Consider the following 18,346-nt stretch of genomic DNA (forward strand, 5'->3'; position numbering starts at 1 on the left):
TGCGCTCGCACGTCGTGTGTCCGGGCTTCGTGCGCACGCCGCTGGTCGACAAGCAGATTCCGGAGCAGGCGAAGGAGCTCGGCATCAGCGAAGAAGAAGTGATCAAGAAGGTGATGCTCGGCAATACGGTGGACGGCGTGTTCACGACGGTGCAGGACGTCGCGCAGACGGTGCTGTTCCTGTCGGCGTTCCCGAGCGCCGCGCTCACCGGCCAGTCGGTGGTCGTCAGCCACGGCTGGTTCATGCAGTAATGCGGGTGCGGGCGGTGTCGCCGCCCGCCGCGCTGGACGGCACAAAAAAACGCGCTCCGTGGAGCGCGTTTTTCATGTCGGCAGGGCGGGGCCGGTGACGGCTGCCGCCCGGTGCGGCTTTACTTCAGGACCGCTGCGACCGCATTGGCGACCGCGTCCAGGTTGCGCGTGTTCAGCGCGGCGACGCAGATCCGGCCCGTGCCGACCGCATAGATGCCGAACTCGTCGCGCAGGCGATCGACTTGTGCCGAGGTCAGGCCCGAATACGAGAACATCCCGCGCTGGGCGTTGATGAAGCTGAAATCGCGATCGACGCCGCTTGCCTTCAGGCGCTCGACGAGACCGTTGCGCATCGCGCGGATGCGGTCGCGCATTTCGCCGAGTTCCTGCACCCACGAAGCGTGCAGTTCCGGCGACGCGAGCACCGCTGCGACCACCGCGCCGCCGTGGGTCGGCGGGTTCGAGTAGTTCGTGCGGATCACGCGCTTCAGTTGCGACAGCACGCGCGTGGCCTCTTCCTTGCTCGACGTGATGATCGACAGCGCGCCGACGCGCTCGCCGTACAGCGAGAACGACTTCGAGAACGACGACGACACGAACGCGTTCAGGTCGGCCGCGGCAAACAGGCGCACGGCAGCGGCATCGGCTTCGATGTTCTCGCCGAAGCCCTGGTAGGCCATGTCGAGGAACGGTACGAGGTTGCGCGCCTTCACGACGTCGACGACCTGTTGCCACTGCGCTTCGGTCAGGTCCACGCCGGTCGGGTTGTGGCAGCACGCGTGCAGCACGACGACCGTGCCAGCCGCGTAGCCGTTCAGCGCCGACAGCATGCCTTCGAAGTTCACGCCGTTGGTGGCGGCGTCGTAATACGGGTACGCGACGACCTCGAAGCCGGCCGCTTCGAACAGCGCGCGGTGGTTTTCCCAGCTTGGATCGCTGATCGCGACCTTCACGTTCGGATTCAGGGTGCGCAGGAAATCGGCGCCGATCTTCAACGCGCCCGTGCCGCCCAGTGCCTGGGCCGTGACCACGCGGCCCGCCGCGATCAGCGGCGAGTCGTTGCCGAGCAGCAGCTTCTGCACGGCCGCATCGTAGGCGGCGATCCCGTCGATCGGCAGGTAACCGCGCGGCAGGCCGGCCTCGACACGCGCCTTCTCCGCGTCGCGCACCGCGCGCAGCAGCGGAATCTTGCCGTCTTCGTTCGTGTACACGCCGACGCCGAGGTTGACCTTGGTCGGACGCGCATCGGCGTTGAAGGCTTCGTTCAGGCCCAGGATCGGGTCGCGGGGAGCAAGCTGGACAGCGGAGAAGAGTGGCGTGTTCACGATGAGATATCAAATATCAAGTTAGAGGAATGGCGTGGCGGCGTGCACAGAGAGCGATCGAGGCAAGGGCTGCTGGATAGACGAGACTTCATTCAATAGCAACGCACGTCAGGTCGGACGACTTCCAATTAAAAATCCGTGCAGCGATAAAGGTAGCACGAAATTAATTAGAAATAGAGCCGCCACGTTACCCAATATGAAAGATCCTGCCAAGCCAGGATGCGGATCGAAATAGGCGAATCGATCCGCCGTCGTGATTTCAGTCTTCATACAAATCTTCACGGATTCAGTCGCGATCCGCCCAGTGCTTCTCCAGCCGATCGGACACTGCACCACGCTGACCGGTTTCACTTGGGTGACGGGAATATATGTCGTCTGAACGTGCGCATCGGTCGCAGAAGATTCTGCACTTCGATGGACCGTTCAATGCAGAAATGGTGGGTTTTGATATTTATTTCGATGGGATTTTCTATCGACATGATGTGTATATTTATTAAAAAGAAGGTTCGATCAATATCCAATTATCGAGAAATTCTCATGAAGACTTTGCCGTCTCTCGCGCACCGATTAATGCGCAAGAAGCCTATCGACGCGCTCATCGTCGATACGAGTGCCGTGAGTCACCAGAACGGATTGGGACGATCGATCACCTTGTTCCAATTGACCATGTTCGGGGTCGGCGCCACGATCGGTACAGGCATTTTCTTCGTGCTGAGCGAGCAGGTGCCGGTCGCGGGCCCTGCGGTTCTGATCGCGTTTCTGGTGGCGGGATTCGCGGCCGGTCTGACCGCCCTCTGCTATGCGGAAATGAGTTCGATGATTCCGGTGTCGGGGTCGTCTTACTCCTACGCATATGCAACGCTGGGCGAAGGCGTGGCGTTTCTGGTCGGCGCGTGCTTGGTGCTGGAATACGGTATATCGGCCGGGGCTGTTGCGGTCGGCTGGAGCGAATACCTGCACAACCTTATCTTGAACGTCACTGGCTTTGAACTGCCTGGATGGATGCTGTCGGCGCCACTCGTCGCTCAAGGGTATTCACTTCACCTCGGTGGAAAGGGGCTCGTCAATCTTCCTGCTGCGTGTCTCGTCTTCCTGTGCTGTTTGTTGCTGATGCGCGGATCGAAGGAGTCAGCCCGTACCAATGCGATCATGGTCGTGATCAAACTCGGGGTACTCGCCTTGTTTGTCGCGCTGGCGGCGACGTCATTCGATGCGGGCAATCTGGTGCCCTTCGCACCGCATGGTATCGCGGGCATCAGTGCAGCGGCGGGTTCGATCTTCTTCACCTTCGTTGGACTGGATGCAGTATCTACCGCTGGCGAAGAGGTCGAGAATCCGAAACGGAATTTGCCGATCGCAATCATCAGCGCGTTGTGCATCGTCACCGCCGTGTACATCTTCGTTACCCTTGCCGCGCTCGGCGCGCAATCGCAAGCGGCATTCAACGGGCAGGAGGCCGGTCTCGCGATGATTCTGCAGAAGGTAACGGGATCGCGTTGGCCAGCAGTTGTCCTGTCGGCCGGAGCGGTAGTCTCGGTTTTCTCCGTCACGCTTATCGTGCTGTACGGACAAACACGCATCCTGTTCGCGATGTCGCGAGACGGCATGCTGCCGCCGATTCTTCATCGCGTCAACTCGCGCACAGCCACGCCAACGGCCAACACGGTCATCGTGTCTTGCATCGTGGCGGTCATCGCGGGCTTTCTGCCAGCGGACATTCTGTGGGATCTGACCAGCATGGGCACGCTGCTCGCCTTCACGGTCGTTTCCGCTGGCGTGATCGTGCTGCGCTATACGAAGCCGAATGCGCCGCGCGGGTTCAAGGTGCCGTTGTTTCCGGTCCTGCCCTTGCTGAGTATCGTCGCCTGCGTGTACCTCATCTTCAGCCTGTCAGCGATCGTGTTCAAGTTGACGGCTGTGTGGGTCGTACTGGCCGCGGTGTTTTACCTCACGTACTCGTCCCGGAATTCGGCGCTCGAGGATATGGACGAACTGATCTCAGCCAGGGACACCACGCGATGAAATATCTGGTCGGTTTTTCGCCGGATCAAGGCGGACACGAAGCGCTCAACCTTGCCGCGGTTCTCGCACGCTCGACAGGCGGTAGTCTCGTCGTATGCACGGTCGTGCCGGCGGCGTGGGATTACCCGTCTGTTGCGCGCGTGGACATCGAATACGCGAATTTTCTCGCTCAGCATGCGGAGAAGGCGCTCGCCACAGCGCGGGCTATCGCGCCGGGCGATATCGAAGCGGATTTCGTCGCGCGGTCGGCGGCGTCAGCCGCCGAGGGATTGATGAATACAGCCAATGACGTCTGCGCCGACTGCATCGTGCTCGGATCGGCCAGATCGGCAACGGCCGGCACGTTCATCGAGGGACGCGTGACAAGCAATGTCCTGCATAACGCTGGCGTGCCGATAGCGCTCGCGCCGCGCGGTTATTCCGCTGCGCCGGATCGTGTCGTCAAGCGTGTGACGTGTGCGCTGTCGGGAACCCGATATTCCGCGTCGCTGGCGGAGCGGGCCGGCGCGGTAGCCGATGTCGGCGGTGTCGGATTGCGGATCGCGACGTTCATTGTGCGCGACAACCAGATGTATCCGACTGGTGTGGGTTACGACGCAGAAAACATGGTGGCGAACGAATTTCGCAGTCAGGCACAGGCCCTCCACGACTCGATTCGCTCGACGTGGAAAGGCAATGTCGAATTGACGAGCGCACTCGGCGATGGTCCGACCTGGAGAACGGCGCTCGAATCGCTCGATTGGTGTGAAGAGGAACTGATCATCGTTGGCTCCAGCCATCTGGGACCGCTGATGCGAGTGTTCATCGGTTCGAACTCCGGAAAGATCATCCGCCATGCCCCGGTTCCGCGACTCGTTTTGCCGCGGATGGACGAATAGCGGACAGGCGAAGCTTGCCCGGTGCCGAATCCGGGGGGCGGGCGAACCGGGTCGACGTACCGATCGAGGTGCTTGCTCCCCGCTGTCCACGCGAGTGTCGGTGCAGCGATAACGACACGGTGATCGCGTTTTTCAAGAAGAGAGGTGTTTATGAATATCGTTTCCACGTCCGTCTATGTCGGACCGAACATTTATGCCAAAGAACCTCTCATCCGCTCGACGGTGGAGATGCATTCGGACGACGTGGCCAGACTGCATCGCCTCGGACCGGCTGTTGTCGATGCCCTGTCGGCCAGCCTGCCCGGGTTGGCCGACAGTTATGCGCCTGGTCGTGCCGAACCCGTGATACGCATGCAGGCCGTGCCGACACGCGGCGTCCCGGAGGTCGAGGTTGGCGTGCTCCTTGCGCGTGTCGCGTTGTATCTGCAACGGCTGGTCGGCGAAGGCGGGGAACTTGCGATGTCGTGGCCGTCGGCTCGTTCGAGCGAGGTCGAGGTGCTGTACAGCTACGGCTCCGAAGAGATCGGGCTCGAAGCGGCCGAAATCGCATGCGACATGCTGGTTGCCATCGCGCGCGCGGACAGCGGCGAGCATCCCGACCTCCAGCGCGACATCTTGCGTTTCATCCGCTTCGCGGGCAAGCGTTCGCTCGGTCCGTCTGCGCTCGAACTGGTTCGCTCCGCCGAGGCGCGAGGCATTCCGTGGTACCGGCTCAACGATGCAAGCCTGATCCAGGTGGGGCAGGGGAAATACCAGAAGCGTATCGAGGCCGCGTTGACCAGCATGACGTCGCATATTGCAGTGGAGATCGCGTCCGACAAGAACATGTGCAACCGACTGCTTGCCGATCTCGGGTTGCCGGTGCCCAAGCAGCGGCTGGTCTACAACGTCGACGAGGCTGTGTCTGCCGCCCAGCGCATCGGTTATCCGGTCGTGATCAAGCCGCTCGACGGCAATCATGGTCGCGGCGTGACGGTAAACGTCACGGACGACGCCGGCGCCGAGATGGCCTTCGAACATGCGGACAAGGAGGGGAGCGCCGTCGTCGTCGAAAGCATGATCACGGGCGACGACCATCGCCTGCTCGTCGTGAACGGCAAGCTTGCGGCGGCCGCGCGGCGCGTGCCGGGGCACGTCGTTGGCGACGGCGTGCATTCGGTCGAGGCGTTGGTCGACATCGTCAATCAGGATCCTCGTCGCGGCGTCGGGCACGAAAATGTGCTGACCAAGCTTGAACTCGACGAACAGGCAACGCGTTTGCTCGAGGCATGCGGCTACACGGCCCAAAGCGTTCCGTCTGCAGGTGAAACGGTCTATCTGCGCAAGACGGCAAATATCTCGACGGGCGGCACTGCGGTGGATGTCACGGACGTCATTCATCCGGATAACAGGCTGATGGCGGAGCGCGCGATTCGTGCAATCGGCCTCGACATCGGGGCCGTGGATTTTCTTACATCGGACATCACTCGGAGTTACCGCGAAACAGGCGGGGCGATTTGCGAAATCAACGCAGGTCCGGGCCTGCGCATGCACATTGCACCGTCGGAAGGAAAATCGCGGGATGTCGGCGGCGAGATCATCGACATGCTGTTTCCACAGGGCAGCCAGAGCCGCGTTCCGATTGCGGCGATCACGGGCACCAACGGCAAGACGACCTGCTCGCGCATGCTGACGCACATTCTGAAGATGGCCGGTCACGTCGTCGGGCAAACGTCGACCGACGCGGTGTACATCGACGGCAATGTCACGGTGAAGGGAGACATGACCGGACCGGTTTCGGCGAAGATGGTATTGCGCGATCCGTCGGTGGATATCGCGGTACTCGAGACGGCGCGCGGGGGCATCGTCCGCTCCGGGCTTGGCTACATGTTCTGCGACGTCGGCGCGGTGCTCAATGTTACGTCGGACCATCTCGGACTGGGCGGCGTCGATACGCTGGACGAACTGGCGGAGGTGAAGCGCGTGATCGCCGAGGTGAGCAGCGACACGGTCGTGCTGAATGCGGACAACGAGCATACGCTGAAGATGGCGGCGTATTCCCCGGCCAAGCGGATCATGTACGTCACGCGTAATCCGGATCATACGCTCGTGCGCGAACACATCCGGCTCGGCAAGCGGGCGGTCGTGCTCGAGCAGGGCATGAACGGCGACCAGATCGTCATCTACGACAACGGCATGCAGATTCCTCTGATGTGGACGCACCTGATTCCGGCAACACTCGAAGGAAAGGCGCTTCACAACGTCGAGAACGCGATGTTCGCGGCGGGTATCGCGTATTCGCTGGGCAAGTCGCTCGACCAGATCCGGAACGGCTTGCGCACGTTCGGCACGACGTTCTTCCAGTCGCCCGGCCGCATGAATTTCTATGACGAGCACGGATTCCGGGTGATCCTCGATTACGGCCATAACGAGGCCGCCGTCGCCGCGATGTCGGAACTTGTCGACCGAATCAATCCGCGCGGTCGCCGTATCGTTTGCGTAACGTGTCCGGGCGATCGACGTGACGAAGACGTCGTCGCGATTGCAGAGAAGGTGGCCGGCCATTTCGATACCTATATCTGTCACCGCGACGACACGCTGCGCGGACGCGCTCCCGACGAAATGCCGCGGTTGATGCGATCGGCGCTCATCGCTCAGGGGGTGTCGGAGGATGCGATCGAGATCATCGAGCGGGAGGAGGATGCGCTGGATCAGGCGCTTTCCCGGGCTCGCCGCGACGATCTGTTGCTGTTCTTCTGCGAAAACATCACCCGGTCGTGGAAGCAGATCGTCCAGTTCGAGCCGCAATTCGAATTGGCGGACGACACTGCGCCTTCGGTCACCGATCAGGAGGCCGGCTTCGATATTCCCGACGGGTACAGGCTGATCGCGGACGAGCGCGGCGTATTGATTTCTCCTGCGGCCTGAATGGATCGAAGGTTATGACAATTGTGAACAGCAGCCCGACCGGCGGCCGGGAACCTGGCGCACCGAGGCTCGCCGTCATCGGCGGCCGTCTGGAGGACGACAACGCGGCGATCTACGACGAGATGCATCGTCTGTCGGGCGGACGCATCGTCGTTTTCCCGACCGCCTCGTCGGAGCCGGAGACAGTCGGACCGGAGACGGTCGCGGTGTTCCGGGCGCACGGTTTCGATGCGACACTGGCCGGCGTGTATGGCGAGCAGGCTGCCGTGGCTGCGCACGACGAGGTCGTGCTCGAGATGGTCCGCGAATACGGTAGCGTCTACTTTACCGGCGGCAATCAGGCGTTTATCACGCAGGTATTGGCGCCGGACGGGGACGAGACACCGCTTTTGCGCACGATCCGCGAGGTTCACGCCAACGGTGGCCTCGTCGCCGGATCGAGTGCCGGCGCGGCGATGATGTCGGAGACGATGATCGAGGGCGGTACGTCGCTGGAGGCCGCGACCTTCGGTGTCGTCGCGGATCCCGAGCAGCGCGGGATGCTGCTCGGCCGCGGCCTCGGCTTCTTCCGCTGGGGGATCGTCGATCAGCATTTCATCAAGCGCGGGCGGTTCGGCCGCCTGGTCGTCGCGATGGCCGAAAGCGGAACACCGCTCGGCTTCGGCGTCGACGAAAACACCGCGCTGTTCGTGGACGGCACCCTTGCTTACGTCGTCGGCGAATATGGGGCGTTCGTGCTTGACTTTGCCGACGTCCGGATCGATCGCGAGCGCCGTGCCGTCGAAAACATCACCGTCACGTATCTGGACGATGGCGACGCATTCGACCTGAGTCGCGCGGAAGCCATTCCCCATGCCGACAAGCGGCCGGTAACGTCCCGCGACATAGGCTATCGGGTACCGGCTCGTTCGCTGCGCAACGTATTTGGAGCCTATACGTTGTATGACCTGATGGCGCGTCTGGTGCTGGGCGACCCCGAAAGCTATGTGGCCGATCGCGCACGCGCGGTCGACCCGAGAGCCGGAACGGCGACCACCGTCGAATTCCAGCGCGTCAAGCGAATTTCCCGTGCGTTGATTGCCGAGCGTGACAGGATGCAGCGGATGACTGCGATCAATTTTCGTGCGGCGTTGTCGAGTCGTACGCTCAACGCGGCCCAACTGGCGGCCAGTCGAAAGTCGGCGCTCGCGCGCGATTACGGCATCAAGCCGGGGCCCGGCGCGCGGCTGATGTTGTTGGGGTCATCGCCGCTTCGGGCCGATTCGCCGCTGTTCGACGACGTTGTGCTCGACTGCAAGAAGCCGGTCGGGATCATCGCTTCGGCATCGGCTGAGCCGCGTGACGAAGGGCGTGCGTATCGGCAGGCGTTTGCACGCCACGGGATCGAAGCGATCGAGTTCGACGTGACGATCGACAATATCGATCGAATCGGTGCCGATTCCGAGATCGTCGAGAAGATCGCATCGCTGAAGACGATCGTGATGTCCGGGGGCAATCAGATTCGCCTGGTGGAGGCGCTGTTGCACCGCGGCGAGGTGACACCGGTGCTGCTTGCGATCGTGCGGGCGTATGCGGCCGGGGCGACGATCGTTGCGGTCAGCGGCTCGGCATCCGCGCTATCCGGCTTCATGATCGCCGGCGGAACCACCTATGAAGCGCTTCGCTTCGGGGTCGCGTCCGATCTGGGCCGCCGTGGCCTCGTGATCCAGGAGGGGCTGGGAATTTTCGGCGGTGCGATCGTCGACCAGAATTTGTCCTCCGCGCGACGCCTCGGCCGTCTCATCGTCGCATGCGCGGAAGAGGGCGTCCGATACGGCATTGGACTCTGCGAGGACAGCGGAGTCATTGCCAATCACGACAATTCGATGCTGACCGTCGTCGGCGCGAATGGTGTCGTGCTGGTCGAGATCGACCAGGTGCACGTCGAATCTCAGGGCGACGATTTCATCGCGCCGGGCACGATGCTGTCGTTCGCATTGCCGGGGGATCTCATCGATCTCAACAGCGGGCAGATCTCGCGCAACGAACCTTCGGAAACCGCCGACGCAGCGCTGAAACGGCTGGTGAACGGGATACTGGACGAATGCACGTCGTTCGATCCGGAGGCGAGCCACGACCCGGGAACGGATAGCCCGATTTCGCTTCGCTACCTGGCCATGGAAGGCGGGGCCGGGATTCTCGATATCGAGAGCATTCGCGACGACGTCGGCCGGCCCCATTGATTCAATGCGTCGTGCCAACCTGTGAGGTTGGTCCAGTACAACCAGACGGAGAGATCATCATGCAAGAAGACCGCCCCGAGGGCGCACCCAATCCGGCATATCGCGTCGACGTCTCGCTGCCGGCGACGGATTCCGCCAAAGCATACGCGGTGTCGACATTCCGTTATGGCGCCGTCGGCGCACGGCCGAAGGTCTATATACAGGCGGGTCTTCACGCCGACGAGTTTCCGGGCATGTTGGTACTGCGGTGTTTGCGCGAATTGCTCGACGACGCAGCAGCACGTGGCCGGATCAGGGGCGAAATCGTCGTCGTGCCGCAGGCCAACCCGATCGGCCTCGAACAGTATGGAGACGGTTTCCTGCTGGGCCGCTACGACGCTCAAACCGGCAGCAATTTCAACCGGGAGTATCCGGATCTTGCCCGTGAGATCGGTGCCCGGCTCGAAGGCAGGCTGGGTGCCGATTCGTCGGCCAACGTGGCGACCATACGTGCAGCGATGGAGGAGGCGCTGTTTGAATGGTCACCGTCCGGCACGGTCGACGCGCTGCGCCGGACGTTGATGCTGCAAGCCTTCGACGCAGATCTGGTGCTTGATCTTCATGCGGACAACGAAGCGCTGAAGCACCTCTACGTGGGCAAGACGCTCTGGCCGGATGTGCTCGACCTGGCAGCCGAGATCGACGCGCGTGCCGTCCTGCTTGCCGATGTATCGGGCGGCAGTCCGTTCGACGAAGCGTGCAGCGGCCCGTGGTGGGCGTTGGCCCGGCGCTATCCCGACCTGCCTGTTCCCCCTGCATGCGTAGCCGCGACGTTGGAGCTGGGAAGTAACGACGACGTCGATCCGCACAATGCGCGGAACGATGCGGCAGCGCTTTACCGTGTTCTCGAACGGCGCGGTGTCGTCGACGGTCCGACGGACGGTGAGTTGCCACGCCTTCGATGCGACGCAACCAGCTTGACCGCGATGGAGCAGGTCAAATCGCCCGTTTCGGGTCTGGTTGTCTATCGTTTGCGGCTGGGTGATACGGTCAAGGCCGGCGACGTCGTCGCGACCATCGTGGATCCGCTCGGCGAGAGCGTGGATATCGAGGCGATGACCGACGGGCTGCTGTTCGCGCGTCACAATCAGACCTATGCGTGGCCCGGGAAGATCATCGGAAAGATTGCCGGAAAGACGCCGCTCGAGAATCGACGCGAGGGGCAGTTGCTGAGCGACTAATCCCAGTCGGAGGGTCGGCTCTCCGAGTCGCATAAACCGACGTGTCCGACGGCGGCAATATCTCGCCAGGATGACTCGCTGCCGGCGCCCAGTCGATCGACGACGGAAGCGCGGCGTCATGTTCGTTTATCAGTTCGTCCGGCGCACGCATGTTGCTTCCCTGCGAGTGGTTCAAATCAATTCATCGATGCCGCGCGCGGCATCAACGCACGCCGACCGACGACCGTAGCGCCGCGCCCAGCGTGCGCAGCGCCTGTCGGGCGTGCGCATCGGTCAGGCTCGAGTAGAGCACCACGTCGCGCGTCGGCAGCGGCGGCAGCCCGTACCGCATCCCCACGTCGACCGTGCCGGCCGGCGCCACGCGATGCCCGAGCGCCGCGACGGCCAGCCCCGCGGACACCGCCGCGCCGATCGTCGCCACGCCGCCGCCGACAAACACTTCCGTCCACGCGACGCCGGCTTCGTCCAGCGCGTCGACCGCCATGCGGCGCACGCTGCATGGTTCGGCCTGCGTGGCGAGCCGCAGCGGTTGCGGCGGATGGTGCTCGAAATCGGCCGCCGCCATCCAGCCGAACGACTCCGACAGGATGGTTTCGCCGTCGAGCCGCCGGCTGTCGTGCTGCAGTGCGACGGCCGCATCGAGCTGGCCGCGATCGAACGCATCGAGCACGTCGCGCGACGCGGCGACGCGGATCTCCAGCACGAGCGCCGGCTCCGCTTCGCTCATCCGCCGCAACAGCATCGGGAGATCGGCGCCGACGACATGGTGGCTGACGCCGATCACCAGCCGTCGCTGGCTCGTGCCGAACGCACTGATTGCGCCATGGTGGGCGGCCACCAGTTCGCGCGCCGGCTCCAGGAACGCGGTGCCGTCGGCCGACAGGCGAACTTGCCGCGGCGTGCGTTCCAGCAGGCGGCGGCCGAGCCCGTCTTCCAGCCGCTTGATCTTCAGGCTCACCGCGGACTGCGTCGTGTCCAGCGCTTCCGCGGCACGCGTGAAGCTCTTGAGATCGGCGGTCAGCACGAATGCCTGCACGGCTTCGATGTCGAGCGTTTTCATCGCACCCTCGTTCATTTCAGAATCGAATCATTGAAATATTCTGCCATCGTCTTTTCAAATGATTCAAGGTCTTCTACGCTGCCTTCATGCCGTCCGGAATGCCGCCCGTTTCTTTCGCCAGGAGTCGATCATGCTGACCGCGTACTACGTGCACCGCCTGCCGGCGGACTACGACCTCGACATCATCCGCAATCGCGTGCGTGAGCGCGGCCGGCTCTGGGACGACACGCCGGACCTGCTGTTCAAGGGATTCCTGCTGCGCGAGGCCGGTCGTCACGGCGCGACGGAAAACGGCTATGCGTCGTTTTACCTGTGGCGCAACGAACAGGCGTTCGCGCGGTTCGTGACGGACGGCCGCTATCGGGTCGTGACGGACAGCTTCGGCCGCGCGCCGATCGACACGCAGGTTGCGCTCGACGCGCGCAAGGGCAGTGCGTCGACGGGACGTTTCGCGCGTCTGGAAACGATCGAGATTCCGCCGGACGCCGATCTCGATGCGGCACTGGCGCGGGAGATCGCACGCAATCGCGACGCGGCGGCTCGGCAGGGCGTGGTCGCGGCGGCCGTCAGTCTCGATCCGCTGCGCTGGCGGCTGACGCGTGCGCTCGTGACGGAACATGAACCGGACGACGGCGGCGCGGGCACGGTGTACCAGGTCCTGCATCTGGCGAGGCCGTTGCTCGACACGCTGGAAGCGGGCGGCGCGTGATGGCCGGCGTCGCGTCGCGATTGCCGGCCGGCGTGGTGATTGCCGCGCATCTGGCGGGTGTGGTGGTGGGCATCGCCGCGATTGCGGCGCTTGCGACGGTGCTGGCGCTGCTGTTCAGGTAACACGCTTCCGTCGCCCAAGCGGAGGAGCCGCACACGCGATGCACGGCGCCCCCGGTCGCTTCATCGTCGCTCGCTCAGTGGCCCTGCAAGCGGATATCGCGCGACGACGCGCCGACATACACGGTCCCGCCCGAGACGACCCGCCAGCCGTTGCGCGACGTATCCCAGACGCTCTGCATCCGCGGCGACACGGTCACGCGCACTCGCCGCGCCTCGCCCGGATTCAGCCGGATCTTGTCCCAGCCGACCAGTCGCTTCGGCGGCTCGTCCTTGTACGGCACGCCGAGATAGACCTGCGGTGTTTCCGCGCCGGCAACCCGCCCGTCGTTGCGCACGGTGAACGCGACGCTCAGCGAGCCGTCCCATTGCTTCGACACCGACAGACCCGAATACGCGAAGTGCGTATACGACAGGCCGTGGCCGAACTCGAACATCGGCTTGATGTTGCGCGCGTCATACCAGCGGTAGCCCATGCTCAGCTTTTCCGCGTACACCGGGTCGGTGTCGAACGTGCCGTTTTGCCCCCACGTCGGCGAGTCCTGATCGCGCGCCGGGAAAGTTACGGGCAGCTTGCCGGACGGATTGACCGCACCGAACAGCACGTTCGCGATCGCCTTGCCGCCGGCTTCGCCCGGATACCACGCCTCGACGATGGCCGACACGTTGTCCTTCCACGGCATCAGCACCGGATTGCCGCTCTGGACGACGACGATCGTATGCGGATTCGCACGTGCGACGGCTTCGACGAGCGCATCCTGGTTCGACGGGTTCGCGAGGCTCAGGCTCTGCAGGTCGCCGAAATCCTCGCCGGCCGGCTGCGCGACCACGACGATCGCGACATCCGAGCGGCCCGCGAGCGTCGCGGCCTGGTCGATTTCCTGCTGCGTGTACGCGCGGAACGGCGACTGCTGGTCGCTGTTGCCTGCATACGTGACCTGCGCGGCCGGCGCCAGCGCGCGGATCGCCGCGACGATCGGCACGTCGACCTTGAGCCACGGATTGGGCCACCAGCTGCACCCGGTCGACGACCCGAACGTCAGGCCGCCGCAGCCTGCGAACGAACCCGATACGGGATCGCGCGTGTTGCCCGAGCCGCCGCCGGACAGCACGGCCGCATCCGCATGCCCGCCGATCACGGCGATACGCGACAGCGCCGACGCGACCAGCGGCAACTGGTTGCCGTCGTTCTTCAGCAGTACGATCGACTGCTCCGAGGCCGCCTGCGCGAACCGGTTCCCGGCCGCGAAATCGATCGTGCCGCCGCCCTTGGCCGGATCGTCCATCACGCCGACGCGGATCATCACGGCGAGCTTGCGGCGCACCATGTCGTCGAGGCGCGCGGTCGACACCGAGCCGTTCGCGATCGCCTGCTTGACGGCCGCCGGCGTCAGGTACACGCTCGGCCCGACGTCTTCTTCCTCGTCGAGCCCGGCGTTGATCGCGGCGGCGGTGCTGTGCGTGGCCCCCCAGTCGGACTGCACCTGGCCCTGGAAGCCCCATTCGTTCTTCAGCACGTCGTTCAGCAGGTGAGGGTTCTCGCACGCATAGGTGCCGTTCAGGCGGTTGTAGCTGCACATCACGCTGCCGGGCCGGCCGCGCTTCGCGGCGATCTCGAACGGCAGCAGGTACAGCTCGCGCAGCGTGCGTTCGTCGATCTGCGTATTGCCGCCCATCCGGCCGTGCTCCTGCTCATTGCCCGCGTAGTGCTTGATCGTGGCGATGACCTTCTGCCGCTGCGTGGCGAGCGTGCGTTCGGCCAGCAGGTCGCCGGCGAGCAGCGGATCCTCGCCGAGATACTCGAACAGGCGGCCGCCGCGCGGCTCGCGCGCGAGGTTGGTGCCGCCGGCGAGGCCCATGCCGAATCCTTGCGCGCGCAACTGGATCGCGACCTGCTTGCCGTAGTCGTACGACAGCCGCCGATCCCAGCTCGCGGCGACCGCGATCGTGGCCGGAAACGTCGTGCTGGCCTGCGACGTGCTGCCGGAGCCGGTCGCCGAATCGACCATGTTCAGATCGGGAATGCCGAGCCGCGGCACGCCCTGGATGTAGCCGGCACCGCCACCCGGCACCTTGGACATTTCGTATTGCGAATGAATGAATTGAAGTTTCTCGTCGAGCGTCATCTTGCGCACGAGCAGGTCGGCGCGCCGTTGCGCGGCGGTCGATGCGAATGCGTCGGTGGCGTCGCCCTGCGCATTGAAATCGGCGTCGCCGGCGTAGGCGGTGGTGCAGAGGGTCGCTGCCAGCACGACGGCCGGCCAGAGGGTGTCCCGCATGTTGCTCTCCATGATCGTATTGCTCGTTGTTCGGATGATGTCTGGAGCTGCGCACGCCCGGTGGATTCGCACCGGACGCATTCGGCTGGCATGCGGGGTGGTTGCGCGTCGGCATGCCGGGCCAGGCGGGGAATCGTTACTGCCGGTTGGGCTCGACCGGTCAACGCGGGCGGCGACGCACGGGCCGTCCGACGCTGGCGAATCGGATGTAGCGACTCTCAGCAGCGACTAATGGTATGAATGTAGTTCGACTACAGCATCGGTGTTTCTACCGATACGTGTGATCTTTATTTCGTAGGGGCGCGCGGCGGGGTGGAAAGGCGGTCATCGTTCCCGATCGTGGGTGTGTAGTTGGGTAAGAAGTACCTGAGTGCTACTGCTTTTGCGCGGGCAATGCGCCGAGACAGGCAGTCCGCTTCGTTGCGTGCACATCGATTCGGGCCGACTGCCGGGCTTTGACATGTCATCGAATACGGCGCGGGCCGGATGTTAGAAACGTCCTTTTCATACGGCGATGGCCGGTAGCGATCAATCGCTTTGGTCATTTCACGTACTGTTTGCCGGGGAGTCTGCTTCTAATCTTGCGCGGATGCGTACGCTCGATCGAGCTCGCTCATCTCTTTTCGATAATCAATAGACCGGGCATCGAATCTGACGGTGCGAAAAGGAGTTGATTTTCGCGAGGTCAGTCAATCACATCTCCAGGATCGACATGGCATTCCAGCTTCAGGATCGGGTTCAGGAAACGACCACTTCTACCGGTACGGGCGCACTGTCCCTTGCCGGTGCAATGACGGGGTTCCGCGCATTTTCATCCGTGTGCGCCAATGCCGATACTTTCTATTACGGGCTGCAAGCCGTCACGGGTACCGGTGCTCCAAGCGGGAGCTGGGAGATCGGAATCGGCACATACAACGCCAGCGGGAACACGCTGTCGCGCACCACCGTGCTGGCCTCGAGCAATGGCGGCGCGGTCGTCAATCTTGCTGCAGGTACCACACAGATATGGATGGATTTACCGGCAGCGCTTCCTGCCAATTTGCCGGTCAGCGCCAAGTATTTTGGTGCGAAGGGAAACACCAGGATCCTCAACGACGGCGTCACGACATCGGGCTCGACCTCCTTTTCGTCGGCGTCGGCGACATTCACCGCAGCGGACGTCGGCAAGCGTATCGACATTGCGACGACGAACGCCAGTGGCGTGGCGACGCTGGTCGTTTCCACCACGATTGCGGCGTTCGTCAGCGCAACGCAGATCACGCTCGCGAAAGCGGCCAATGCTTCGGCGACAGGGGCGAACGTGGTCTACGGCAGTGACGACGGCCCGGCCCTGACAGCCTGGTTGAACTACCTGATGACCATCTGGCCGGTCAAAGGCGACCTGCCTGCCGGCGTCTACTATTCAAGCCTCGCGCTTCCGCCGATCACGAAGCCGATCGCCGTGTTCGGGCATTCGGCGCGCACGTCCATCATTCAGTTCGGCGCCGGGGTCAGCGGGCAATGCCTGACGGTATTGAACGCGGGCTTCAACAACGAAGCGACGGATCTGCCGCAGACCGGCAACGTGTCATGGACGTCGAACATGGCCGTTCTCGCCGGGTGCGTCCTGCGCGACTTTACCCTTCAGGGCAATCGCGCATGTGCATCGCTGCAACATGGCCTGGTGTTGCAAGGCAACGTGGACTGGCTGGATGTCGCTCACGTGAACTGCCTGTATTTCCGCGGCGGCGGCGTACTGTGGATGGACACCGGAAGCGGATCGACGCAAGCACGCGCCAACGTGCGCGAAGTCAATCTGAACACGATGAAGATCAGGCACTGTGGCGACCTGTCGACGAACACGCCCAGTTTCGGGATCTACCTTGACGACAGCCCGGCTGCCCCTGCTTCCGACTCGTCGAACCTGTTCAACCTGAACAATATCGACATCATCTTCAGTTACGGCACGGCGCTCGCGGTGCAAGATCGGCGCACGTCGAATGCCGGCTTCCCGCTGTACGGAATCCAGGCGCGCAACATCGTGCTGCACGACCGGATGACGACGATGGGACTGAGCGGCGGGCGGATGTTCAGTGTCATCGGACAGGTCACCAACTGCCTTTTCGACATCAACTTCCCGTTGAGCGCACGTAATGACTACGCGGCGGAGATTCTGCCGAACCCGAATTTCAATGTTTATCCCACGGACAATGAATTTATCTTCGCATTGCCGAAGACGGTGAAGGGGGTGACGATCGGGAACATCGGCTACAACACGATCAGGTTCAGGAATTATTTCGGATGTGCCGAGGCGGTATTCATTTCCACCGAGAGCCCATACAACCTGAGAATCGATTGCGAGACCGACAGCGTGTTTCAGCAGGTCACCTCGTCCCTGGTGCTGGCGGGGACGGGCGCCGTCGCGATCCCGGGCTGGTCGTTCGGTACGACGCCGAACCTGTCGATCTTCATGCCGGTGAATGCAGTCAACGGGACCGGAGACACGACGTTGGCGACCATTTTCGGCATCACGGGCACGATCACGCGTTCGGGAAGCGTCACGGCGGGAACCGATACCTATACATTTATGCCGTCTTCATCCAGTACGGCGTACATTCCTGCCGGCGAATACTTTTCGAAGATCTGTGTCGATGCGTCGCAAGGCAATGGCGTTGCCGGGCGCTACAAATATATTCCTGAGGATCGCTACGGACGCGCCGTCAATGGCGCATGGGCCAGCGGGCGCCTGCTGCAAATGTGGCCGTGGCAATTTCACATCGAGAATGCGACGGGACTGGTTCGTTACAGCTACGGCGCACCGACCGCCGACAGCGCCGGCAATGCGATGGCGCTTTGGTCGAATGGCTTCGTCGGCACAAGTTCGACGCCGAGTGTAACTAGTATCAGCAAACTGACGGCGAACTATGCGTCACCCACGACGCTGACCAACCTGGTCGGCGGGATCGACGGCCAGACGGTCAAGATCGTTGCAACCAACGGCAACTGCACGATCGCGAACAACGCGAACATCCAGACGACGACCGGGGGAAATGTCGTCATGGCGAGCGGACAGGTCCTGACCTTTACGTTCGACGCGACGCTGAACAAGTGGTGTGGCGGTTAGCAATATCCGGTCGTGATCGCTTGCCGATCCCAACTGGCGGCCGCGATCGTGGCCGGGAACGTCGTGCTGGCCTGCGACGTGCTGCCGGAGCCGGTCGCCGAATCGACCATGTTCAGATCGAAGTACGTGTGCGTGCGTTTGGACGGGCGGGTGGTCAGATGCGTGTGGCCGTGCGGTACGGTTCGTTGCGCGCGCATCGAATGGAACATCGTCGGATGCCGGCCACCTCGTGGGGTATAGCCGGGCAGCAC

The 18,346-nt window shown here is 63.1% G+C and carries 13 protein-coding genes and 1 pseudogene; 9 read left to right on the forward strand and 5 right to left on the reverse strand.

Annotated features, from left to right (window positions below):
- Positions 1-251, forward strand: a pseudogene (locus HWW87_RS28300) (3-hydroxybutyrate dehydrogenase); the annotation flags it as partial.
- A 119-nt stretch (positions 252-370) separates the two neighbouring features.
- Here HWW87_RS28300 and HWW87_RS28305 read toward each other — a convergent pair.
- Positions 371-1,576 carry an amino acid aminotransferase gene (locus tag HWW87_RS28305; RefSeq protein ID WP_175823066.1) on the reverse strand — a complete coding sequence of 402 codons (1,206 nt, stop codon included), beginning with the start codon at positions 1,574-1,576 and terminating at the stop codon, positions 371-373.
- A gap of 108 nt (positions 1,577-1,684) precedes the next feature.
- Positions 1,685-1,846, reverse strand: coding sequence for a hypothetical protein (locus tag HWW87_RS28310; protein ID WP_175823067.1), 162 nt, complete (start codon positions 1,844-1,846; stop codon positions 1,685-1,687).
- A gap of 156 nt (positions 1,847-2,002) precedes the next feature.
- Between HWW87_RS28310 and HWW87_RS28315 the strand changes: the two genes are divergently transcribed.
- From HWW87_RS28315 to HWW87_RS28335, 5 genes are all read left to right on the forward strand, one after another.
- A complete protein-coding gene (locus HWW87_RS28315; protein ID WP_208449969.1) occupies positions 2,003-3,598 on the forward strand; it encodes an amino acid permease in 1,596 nt (531 codons plus the stop codon).
- Complete coding sequence (locus tag HWW87_RS28320; RefSeq protein WP_175823068.1) at positions 3,595-4,476, forward strand: universal stress protein; 882 nt, start codon at positions 3,595-3,597, stop codon at positions 4,474-4,476. Before HWW87_RS28315 ends, HWW87_RS28320 begins: the two co-directional genes overlap by 4 nt.
- Before the next feature lie 150 nt (positions 4,477-4,626).
- Entirely contained in the window at positions 4,627-7,383 is a 2,757-nt protein-coding gene (gene cphA, locus HWW87_RS28325) for a cyanophycin synthetase (RefSeq protein WP_175823069.1), read from the forward strand.
- Between the two features lie 14 nt (positions 7,384-7,397).
- On the forward strand, positions 7,398-9,605 hold the full coding sequence (locus HWW87_RS28330) for a cyanophycinase (protein ID WP_175823070.1): 2,208 nt from the start codon (positions 7,398-7,400) through the stop codon (positions 9,603-9,605).
- A 59-nt stretch (positions 9,606-9,664) separates the two neighbouring features.
- Positions 9,665-10,825 carry a succinylglutamate desuccinylase/aspartoacylase family protein gene (locus tag HWW87_RS28335; protein WP_175823071.1) on the forward strand — a complete coding sequence of 387 codons (1,161 nt, stop codon included), beginning with the start codon at positions 9,665-9,667 and terminating at the stop codon, positions 10,823-10,825.
- A gap of 202 nt (positions 10,826-11,027) precedes the next feature.
- Here the strand turns inward: HWW87_RS28335 and HWW87_RS28340 are convergent, their stop codons facing one another.
- On the reverse strand, positions 11,028-11,885 hold the full coding sequence (locus HWW87_RS28340; protein ID WP_175823072.1) for a LysR family transcriptional regulator: 858 nt from the start codon (positions 11,883-11,885) through the stop codon (positions 11,028-11,030).
- Between the two features lie 130 nt (positions 11,886-12,015).
- On the opposite strand from HWW87_RS28340, the gene HWW87_RS28345 reads away from it, so the two are divergent.
- Together HWW87_RS28345 and HWW87_RS37465 are read left to right on the forward strand one after the other, a co-directional pair.
- Positions 12,016-12,594 carry a DUF4865 family protein gene (locus tag HWW87_RS28345; RefSeq protein ID WP_175823073.1) on the forward strand — a complete coding sequence of 193 codons (579 nt, stop codon included), beginning with the start codon at positions 12,016-12,018 and terminating at the stop codon, positions 12,592-12,594.
- Positions 12,594-12,716, forward strand: a complete 123-nt coding sequence (locus HWW87_RS37465) for a hypothetical protein (protein ID WP_279608053.1) — start codon at positions 12,594-12,596, stop codon at positions 12,714-12,716. The genes HWW87_RS28345 and HWW87_RS37465 overlap by 1 nt, the downstream gene beginning before the upstream one ends.
- A gap of 74 nt (positions 12,717-12,790) precedes the next feature.
- Here the strand turns inward: HWW87_RS37465 and HWW87_RS28350 are convergent, their stop codons facing one another.
- Positions 12,791-14,992: a glycoside hydrolase family 3 C-terminal domain-containing protein gene (locus tag HWW87_RS28350; RefSeq protein WP_175823074.1), complete on the reverse strand. Its 2,202-nt coding sequence runs from the start codon at positions 14,990-14,992 to the stop codon at positions 12,791-12,793.
- Between the two features lie 712 nt (positions 14,993-15,704).
- On the opposite strand from HWW87_RS28350, the gene HWW87_RS28355 reads away from it, so the two are divergent.
- Positions 15,705-18,095: a hypothetical protein gene (locus tag HWW87_RS28355; RefSeq protein ID WP_175823075.1), complete on the forward strand. Its 2,391-nt coding sequence runs from the start codon at positions 15,705-15,707 to the stop codon at positions 18,093-18,095.
- On the opposite strand, the gene HWW87_RS28360 is transcribed toward HWW87_RS28355, so the two are convergent.
- Complete coding sequence (locus HWW87_RS28360) at positions 18,092-18,292, reverse strand: hypothetical protein (RefSeq protein WP_175823076.1); 201 nt, start codon at positions 18,290-18,292, stop codon at positions 18,092-18,094. The two genes, HWW87_RS28355 and HWW87_RS28360, sit on opposite strands and share 4 nt — an antisense overlap.
- Between the last annotated feature and the right edge of the window lie 54 nt (positions 18,293-18,346).

The organism is Burkholderia sp. BCC0419 (assembly GCF_902830285.1).
Lineage (GTDB): Bacteria > Pseudomonadota > Gammaproteobacteria > Burkholderiales > Burkholderiaceae > Burkholderia.

What these genes read in the sequence shown, in the direction of transcription:
- HWW87_RS28310 (WP_175823067.1), bottom strand. Translation starts at nt 1,846, where the DNA reads ATGAAGACTGAAATCACGACGGCGGATCGATTCGCCTATTTCGATCCG.
- HWW87_RS28315 (WP_208449969.1), top strand. Translation starts at nt 2,003, where the DNA reads ATGCAGAAATGGTGGGTTTTGATATTTATTTCGATGGGATTTTCTATC.
- HWW87_RS28320 (WP_175823068.1), top strand. Translation starts at nt 3,595, where the DNA reads ATGAAATATCTGGTCGGTTTTTCGCCGGATCAAGGCGGACACGAAGCG.
- cphA (WP_175823069.1), top strand. Translation starts at nt 4,627, where the DNA reads ATGAATATCGTTTCCACGTCCGTCTATGTCGGACCGAACATTTATGCC.
- HWW87_RS28330 (WP_175823070.1), top strand. Translation starts at nt 7,398, where the DNA reads ATGACAATTGTGAACAGCAGCCCGACCGGCGGCCGGGAACCTGGCGCA.
- HWW87_RS28335 (WP_175823071.1), top strand. Translation starts at nt 9,665, where the DNA reads ATGCAAGAAGACCGCCCCGAGGGCGCACCCAATCCGGCATATCGCGTC.
- HWW87_RS28340 (WP_175823072.1), bottom strand. Translation starts at nt 11,885, where the DNA reads ATGAAAACGCTCGACATCGAAGCCGTGCAGGCATTCGTGCTGACCGCC.
- HWW87_RS28345 (WP_175823073.1), top strand. Translation starts at nt 12,016, where the DNA reads ATGCTGACCGCGTACTACGTGCACCGCCTGCCGGCGGACTACGACCTC.
- HWW87_RS37465 (WP_279608053.1), top strand. Translation starts at nt 12,594, where the DNA reads ATGGCCGGCGTCGCGTCGCGATTGCCGGCCGGCGTGGTGATTGCCGCG.
- HWW87_RS28350 (WP_175823074.1), bottom strand. Translation starts at nt 14,992, where the DNA reads ATGCGGGACACCCTCTGGCCGGCCGTCGTGCTGGCAGCGACCCTCTGC.
- HWW87_RS28355 (WP_175823075.1), top strand. Translation starts at nt 15,705, where the DNA reads ATGGCATTCCAGCTTCAGGATCGGGTTCAGGAAACGACCACTTCTACC.
- HWW87_RS28360 (WP_175823076.1), bottom strand. Translation starts at nt 18,292, where the DNA reads ATGCGCGCGCAACGAACCGTACCGCACGGCCACACGCATCTGACCACC.